Raw genomic sequence first — 6,374 nt, 5'->3', positions numbered from 1 at the left:
GGATCGAGGCGCGCCTCGAGGGCACCCGGCTGCGCACCCGCGCGGGCTGGCTCGACTTCGCCGAGGGGGACCTGCCCGCGGTGCGGCGCCTGCTCGACGGCCTGGCGCGCCCGGCCGGTGACGTCGGCGTCGGCCTCGCCGGGCGTCTCCTGCGCGCAGGCGTCCTCGTCCCGGACCCGGGCACCGAGCCAGCGGCAGAACGCCGACCACGGACGTGACCGCGGCCGAGCGCTTCTTCTGCGCCGACTCCGCCCGCACCCGCGGGGACGCCCTCGCGGGCACGGCGCCGCACGGCGTGGTCTGGATCCTCGTCGAGTACCGCGGCGGCTGGCCGCCGAACGGCTTCGACGGCCTCGACCTCGATCCGGAGATCAAGGCGCTCGTCTACGCCGCCGCGCAGGCGGCCCGCGCGCGCGTGCTCCTGATCCGGCGGCACGAGCGGGCCCGGATCCGGGACACCACCGCCCAGCGCTGGGCGGTCCTGCGCCACGACGGCACGGGCGCCCACCGCCAGCACTGGGGTACCTGGGAGCGCGACGCGGATCTGGCCGGGATCGTCGCCGGTCTCGACGCCCCCGGCGAGACGGGCCGGCCTCCCGTCGTCCTCGTCTGCACCCACGGCCGTCACGACACGTGCTGCGCCCTGCGCGGCCGGCCGGTGGCCGCTGCCCTGAGCGAGCGGCTGCCGGGGCAGGTGTGGGAGTGCACGCACGTCGGCGGTGACCGGTTCGCCGCGAGCGTCGTCGTCGCCCCGGACGGCGTCTACTACGGGGGACTCGACGACACGACCGCCGTCACCGCGGTGGAGGAACATCTCGCGGGCCGCGTGCACGCGGAGAACCTGCGCGGATACACCGACCTCTTCCCGCCCCAGCAGGTCGCGGTCGCCGCCGCGCTGCGCCGCTTCGGCCCCGCGGGCCGCCACGACCACACGGTCCTCGACACCGTCCGGCGGCAGGAGCACCGGTGGTCCGTGCGCCTCGCGTCCCGGGGACCGGGACCCGCCCTGCTCGACGTCGAGGTGAGCGCACGGCGGACCCCCTCGTACCAGCTGACCTGCCGCGGGAGGGCCCGCAGCTCCTTCGTCGCGTACGAGGTGACCGCGATCCGCACGGGTCCCGGCGACCCGACGGGATGACGGCCCGGGCGGGGCGCGAGAGGGTGGAGAGGACGAAAGGTTCGATGTCATGGCCGACAACGTGCAGTACCGCAGGATCTACGAGGAGCCGTCGCCCCAGGACGGCAAGCGGATCCTGGTGGACCGGCTCTGGCCGCGAGGGGTGAGCAAGGAGCGCGCGGACCTCGACGACTGGGCCAAGGACGTCGCGCCCTCCACCGACCTGCGGCACTGGTACCACCACGATCCGAAGCTCTTCGACGGTTTCCGCCGGCGCTACGTCGCCGAGCTGCAGGACCCCGACCACGAGGACGCCGTGCGGGAGCTGCGCGATCTGGCGGCCCGGGGCAGGGTCACCCTGCTCACGGCGACCCGCGACGCGAGCCACAGCGAGGCCGCCGTGCTCGCCCAGTGGCTGAACGACCGGGACGGCGCGGCCGGGGGCTGACCGGCGCCGCCGCCCGTGCGCTCCGGCGCGCGGCGCCCCGGGCGGGATCAGTGGACCGGCAACCCCGCGTAGTTCTGGGCGAGTTCGGCCGCCGCGTGCGGTGACGCGGCGATCCGGTCGAGCTGGGCGAGCTGCAGCCGGGTGTCGAACGGGTTCTGGTCCGGGGCCGTGTGCAGGGTCGTCGTCATGAACCAGGAGAAGTGCTCGGCCCGCCACACCCGGCGCAGACACGCGTCCGAGTAGGCGTCGAGCCCGGCCGCCGACCCCGTCGACGCCTGCTCGGCGAAGGCCCGGGCGAGCAGGACGACGTCGGACACGGCGAGGTTCAGGCCCTTGGCGCCGGTCGGCGGCACGATGTGGGCCGCGTCCCCGGCGAGCAGGATCCGTCCCCAGCGCATGGGCTCTGTCACGTGGCTGCGCAGCGGCAGGACCGAACGCTGCGTGACGGGACCGCGGTTGAGCCGCCACGGGCCGTCGACGGCGAACCGAGCCTCCAGCTCGTCCCAGATCTGCTCGTCGCTCCAGGCCGCCGGGTCGGTGCCGACCGGGACCTGGAGGTAGAGCCGGCTCACGGACGGGGAGCGCATGCTGTGCAGGGCGAACCCGCGCGGCGAGTGCGCGTAGATCAGCTCCTCGCAGGACGGGGGCGCGTCGGCGAGGATCCCGAGCCACGCGTACGGGTAGGCCCGTTCGAACGTGCGCAGTTCCCCTTCGGGGATCGCCGTGCGGACGACTCCGTGGAAGCCGTCGCAGCCGACGACGTAGTCGCACGCCAGGGTGCGCTCGGCGCCCTCGTGCGTGTAGTGGACGACGGGCCGCTCGGTGTCCGCGCCGGTCACTGCGGTGACCTCGGCATCGAACAACAGGGGTGCCCCGTCCGCCAGGTGCAGCGCGACGAGGTCCTTGACGACCTCGGTCTGGGCGTACACCCACACCCTGCGCCCCTCGGTGAGGGACGGGAGGTCGATGCGGTGCCCGCGCCCGTTCCAGCGCAGTTCGATGCCGTCGTGGGCCAGGCCCTCGCGGTCCAGTCGCCCGGCCGCGCCGCATGCGCGCAGCGCGTCGACGGTGCCCTGTTCGAGGATGCCGGCGCGCTGGCGCCGCTCGACGTAGGCGCGGTCCCGGGACTCCAGGACCACACAGCCGATACCGGCCCGGTGCAGCAGCCGCGCCAGCAGCAGCCCGGCCGGGCCGGCGCCGACGACGGCGACGATGGTGCGGTCGGGGGTCGTCATGACGCGCTCTCCTCGTGCGGGGCGGGTTCGGTGAGGACGCGGTCCGCGACGGCGAACGCCCGGTTGGCGGCCGGCACCCCGCAGTACACCGCGCTTTGGAGCAGGACCTCCTGGATCTCCTCGACCGTGAGCCCGTTCCTGCGCGCCGCGCGGACGTGCAGGGCCAGTTCGTCGTAGTGGCCGTGCGCGACGAGCGCGGTGAGGGTGATGCAGCTGCGGGTCCGCCGGTCGAGGCCGGGGCGGGTCCATATCCCGCCCCAGGCGTACCGGGTGAGGAAGTCCTGGAAGGGGCCGGTGAAGGCGTTCGCGGCGGAGGCGGCCCGCTCGACGTGCCGGTCGCCGAGCACCGCGCGCCGCACGGACGCCCCGGCCGCGTGCCCGTCGTGGTCGGCCGGGATGCCGAAGTGGCTGAGGAGGGCCGTGAGCACCTGTTCCGGCTGCTCGGCCGGGGCCAGGTGGCCGGCGCCGTCGAGCTCCACGAGCGTGGACCGGGCGATCCCGTCGGCGAGCCGCCGTGCGTGCACCGGGGGCGTGGCCGCGTCCTGGCGCCCGGCGAGCACGAGCGTGGGTGCGGCGATCCGGTCGAGCCGTGCCCCGAGGTCGTATCCGGCCAGGGCCTCGCAGCACGCCGCGTACCCGACGGGATCGGCGGCCCGCTGGTCGGCGACGAGCGCCCGCAGGCGTCCGCTGTCCTCGAAGCCGGGGGCGAACCAGCGGTCGGGCGCCGAGTCGGCCAGCCGTCCCACGCCCTCGGCCCGCACCTCGGCGGCCCGCTCCCGCCAGCCGTCCGGATCGCCGAAGTGTGCGGAGGAGCACACGAGGGCGAGCCGTGCGACGCGGTCCGGGTGGTGCACGGCGAGCCAGGCGCCGACCGCCCCGCCCAGGGACACTCCCGCGTACGCGAACCGGTCCGCTCCTGCGTGGTCCGCCAACTCCAGTACGAGACGGCCGAGTTCGGCGACCGAGGGCTCGCGCAGCAGTGCGGCGGGGGAGCGGCCGTGTCCCGGCAGGTCGTAGCGCACGACCCGGCGGGCGCGGGCCAGGGCCGGTACCTGGGCGTCCCACAGCCGCAGGCTCGTGCCCAGCGACGGACCGAGGACGAGCACGGGTGCGTCGGCGGGTCCGTCGACGGCGTGGTGCAGAAGAGGCATCAGCCCTCCTCCTGGTTACGGGGGCTCAGTGCCGTGCGGCTCAGCGCACGGTCCGTCAGTTCCGGTGCAGCGCCCAGGTACTGCGCCGGGTCCAGCAGGCGGTGCAGGCGCTGCGTGCCGAGCGCGTCGCGCACCTCGGGCAGGGCGGCGAGGATCTCCTCCAGCGGACGCGGGCCGGTCGCGGCGTCCCGGGCCGCACCGGTCAGCAGCCGCCGCGCACGGTCCCGGCCGAGCGTCCGCCCGAGCACCGCGACCAGGCGTTCGGAGACGATCAGCCCCCCGGTCAGCTCCAGTCGGGCGCGCATCGCGTCCGGGTGGACACGCAGGCTCGCGGTGAGCTCCGCCGCGTCGCGCGCGGCGCCGCCCGCGTCCCGCAGCGCGTCCCGCAGGGTCCCCCACTCGGCGTGCCACGCGCCCGCGGGCCGCTCGTCCTCGGCCGCCATCGAGGCCAGGAGCACGGCGGCGTGCTGCGGCAGACGCCGGGCGGCCGCGGCGATCAGGGTGGCCCGCACGGGGTTCGCCTTGTGCGGCATCGCGCTGGAGCCGCCCGCGCTGCCTTCGCTCACCTCTCCCGTCTCGGTCCGCGAGAGGACCAGCACGTCGGCGGCGAGCTTGCCGAGCGCACCCCCCAGCAGACCGAGCGCCGCGCCCAGTTCGGCGACCGGGGTGCGCAGGACGTGCCACGGCAACGGCGGGGCGTCCAGGCCGGTGTGCGCCGCGTACTTGGCGAGCAGCTCCGTGCGGCCGTCGAGCGCGGCCAGGGTGCCCGCCGCCCCGCCCAGCTGCGCCGGCAGGGCGAGCGCGGCGAGCCGGTCCCGGGCGTCGAGGACCAGCGCCCGCCAGCCGGCCGCCTTGAGCCCGAAGGTGGTCGGTACGGCGTGCTGGGTGAGGGTCCGCCCCGGCATGGGGGTGTCGCGGTGCGCGGCGGCGAGTCCGGCCAGGGTGTCCGCGGTGGCGTCCAGGTCGGCCAGCACCAGTGTCCTGGCGCGCTGTGCGAGCAGCATGAGCGCCGTGTCCAGGATGTCCTGGCTGGTCGCGCCCCGGTGCACCCAGGCGGCGGCCTCGGGGCTCACGGCGGCGCGGAGGTCGGCGACGAGCGGGATCACCGGGTTGCCGCCCGCCCGGCCGCGCTCCGCGAGCGAGCGCGCGTCGAAGCGCTCGGCGCGCGCCGCGGCGGCCATCTCCCGCAGGACGGGTTCCGGCGCGCCCAGCGCCCGGCCGAGCGCCACCTCGGCGTCCAGCAGGGCCTGGAGCAGGGCGCGGTCGCCGGTCGCCGCCTCCACCGCGGAGCCGGCCCGTCCGGGCGAGAGGAGTCCCACGTCGGCGCCGTCCGGCAGCGGGGCGGGGCCGGGGGCGTCAGAGGAACTCAAGGAAGACCGTCTCCTCGGTGTCGTCCCCCTGGAGCCTGATGTCGAAGCGGAGCACGCCGTCCCGCTCCGGTGTCGCGCGCAGGGTGGCCCGCCGGTGCTCCGGGAGGGCGGCGAGCAGCGCGTCGTCCGGGTGTCCTGGCAGGTACGCGCGGGTGTGGAGGTGATGGAGCAGGCCGCGCGCGAACACGAGCACGCAGAGGTACGGCGCACGGTCGCCCGGCGGCAGGGTGCGCACGGTGTAGTGGCCGTCGGCGTCCGTGGGGACGCGTCCGAACCCGGTGAAGGCGGTGCCGTCCCGGCCGGCGACCGCCCCGGTGACGGGATCGCGGCGCAGCGACCCGGGCGCTCCGCCGCGTGAGCCGTCGGGTGCGGCCTGCCAGAACTCCAGGAGCGCGTCCGGCACCGGCGCGCCGTCGCCGTCGCGGACGACGCCGTGCAGGGTGAGGGTCCGCGGATCGCCCGCGGGAGCGATGTCGCCGCCGCCGGGGAACGGGAGCGCGTACCCGTAGAAGGGGCCGACGGTCTGGGAGGCGGTGAGGCCCGGGGTGGCGGTCACGGCTGCCGGTCTCCTTCGGTGCGGGTGGCGGACGGGCCGTCGAGCACGATGTCCCAGCGGTAGCCGAGCGAGAACTCGGGCTGCGACAGGCCGTGGTCGTAGGTGGCGATCAGCCGGTCGCGCGCGGCGTCGTCGGTGACCGACCGGAAGATCGGGTCATGGCGGAAGAGCGGGTCGCCGGGGAAGTACATCTGTGTCACGAGCCGTTGGGTGAACGCCGTGCCGAAGAGCGAGAAGTGGATGTGTGCGGGCCGCCACGCGTTGAGGTGGTTGCGCCACGGGTAGGCGCCCGGCCTGATCGTCGTGAACCGGTACCGGCCCGCCTCGTCGGTCAGGCAGCGGCCGACGCCCGTGAAGTGCGGGTCGAGCGGGGCGGGGTGCTGGTCGCGCTGGTGGGCGTACCGGCCCGAGGCGTTGGCCTGCCAGATCTCCACCAACTGGCCGCGGACCGGGCGCCCTTCGCGGTCGAGGACCCGGCCGCTGACCGTGATGCGCTC

At 76.0% G+C, this 6,374-nt stretch carries 6 protein-coding genes and 2 pseudogenes; 3 read left to right on the top strand and 5 right to left on the bottom strand.

What is annotated here, in order from left to right; genetic code table 11:
• The 3 genes and pseudogenes from GTW43_RS20525 to GTW43_RS20515 all read left to right on the top strand — a co-directional run.
• Window positions 1-218: pseudogene (locus tag GTW43_RS20525) on the top strand (hypothetical protein); the annotation flags it as partial.
• Window positions 215-1,138: a sucrase ferredoxin gene (locus GTW43_RS20520; RefSeq protein WP_161303476.1), complete on the top strand. Its 924-nt coding sequence runs from the start codon at window positions 215-217 to the stop codon at window positions 1,136-1,138. The pseudogene GTW43_RS20525 and the gene GTW43_RS20520, both read left to right, overlap by 4 nt.
• A 49-nt stretch (window positions 1,139-1,187) precedes the next feature.
• Window positions 1,188-1,565 (top strand): DUF488 family protein, encoded by a 378-nt coding sequence (locus GTW43_RS20515; protein ID WP_161303475.1) that lies wholly within the window; start codon window positions 1,188-1,190, stop codon window positions 1,563-1,565.
• A gap of 47 nt (window positions 1,566-1,612) precedes the next feature.
• On the opposite strand, the gene GTW43_RS20510 is transcribed toward GTW43_RS20515, so the two are convergent.
• From GTW43_RS20510 to GTW43_RS20490, 5 genes and pseudogenes are all read right to left on the bottom strand, one after another.
• Window positions 1,613-2,800: a 4-hydroxybenzoate 3-monooxygenase gene (locus GTW43_RS20510; protein WP_161303474.1), complete on the bottom strand. Its 1,188-nt coding sequence runs from the start codon at window positions 2,798-2,800 to the stop codon at window positions 1,613-1,615.
• A complete protein-coding gene (pcaD, locus tag GTW43_RS20505) occupies window positions 2,797-3,951 on the bottom strand; it encodes a 3-oxoadipate enol-lactonase (protein ID WP_161303473.1) in 1,155 nt (384 codons plus the stop codon). The genes GTW43_RS20510 and pcaD overlap by 4 nt, the downstream gene beginning before the upstream one ends.
• Entirely contained in the window at window positions 3,951-5,321 is a 1,371-nt protein-coding gene (pcaB, locus tag GTW43_RS20500; RefSeq protein WP_237536715.1) for a 3-carboxy-cis,cis-muconate cycloisomerase, read from the bottom strand. Before pcaB ends, pcaD begins: the two co-directional genes overlap by 1 nt.
• A complete protein-coding gene (gene pcaG, locus GTW43_RS20495) occupies window positions 5,308-5,877 on the bottom strand; it encodes a protocatechuate 3,4-dioxygenase subunit alpha (protein WP_343246070.1) in 570 nt (189 codons plus the stop codon). Before pcaG ends, pcaB begins: the two co-directional genes overlap by 14 nt.
• Window positions 5,874-6,374: pseudogene (locus GTW43_RS20490) on the bottom strand (protocatechuate 3,4-dioxygenase subunit beta); the annotation flags it as partial. The pseudogene GTW43_RS20490 and the gene pcaG, both read right to left, overlap by 4 nt.

This window comes from Streptomyces sp. SID5785, from assembly GCF_009870065.1.
GTDB lineage: Bacteria > Actinomycetota > Actinomycetes > Streptomycetales > Streptomycetaceae > Streptomyces.
Note: the sequence above shows the minus strand (reverse complement) of the source record. Positions and strands in the feature narration are given on the sequence as shown.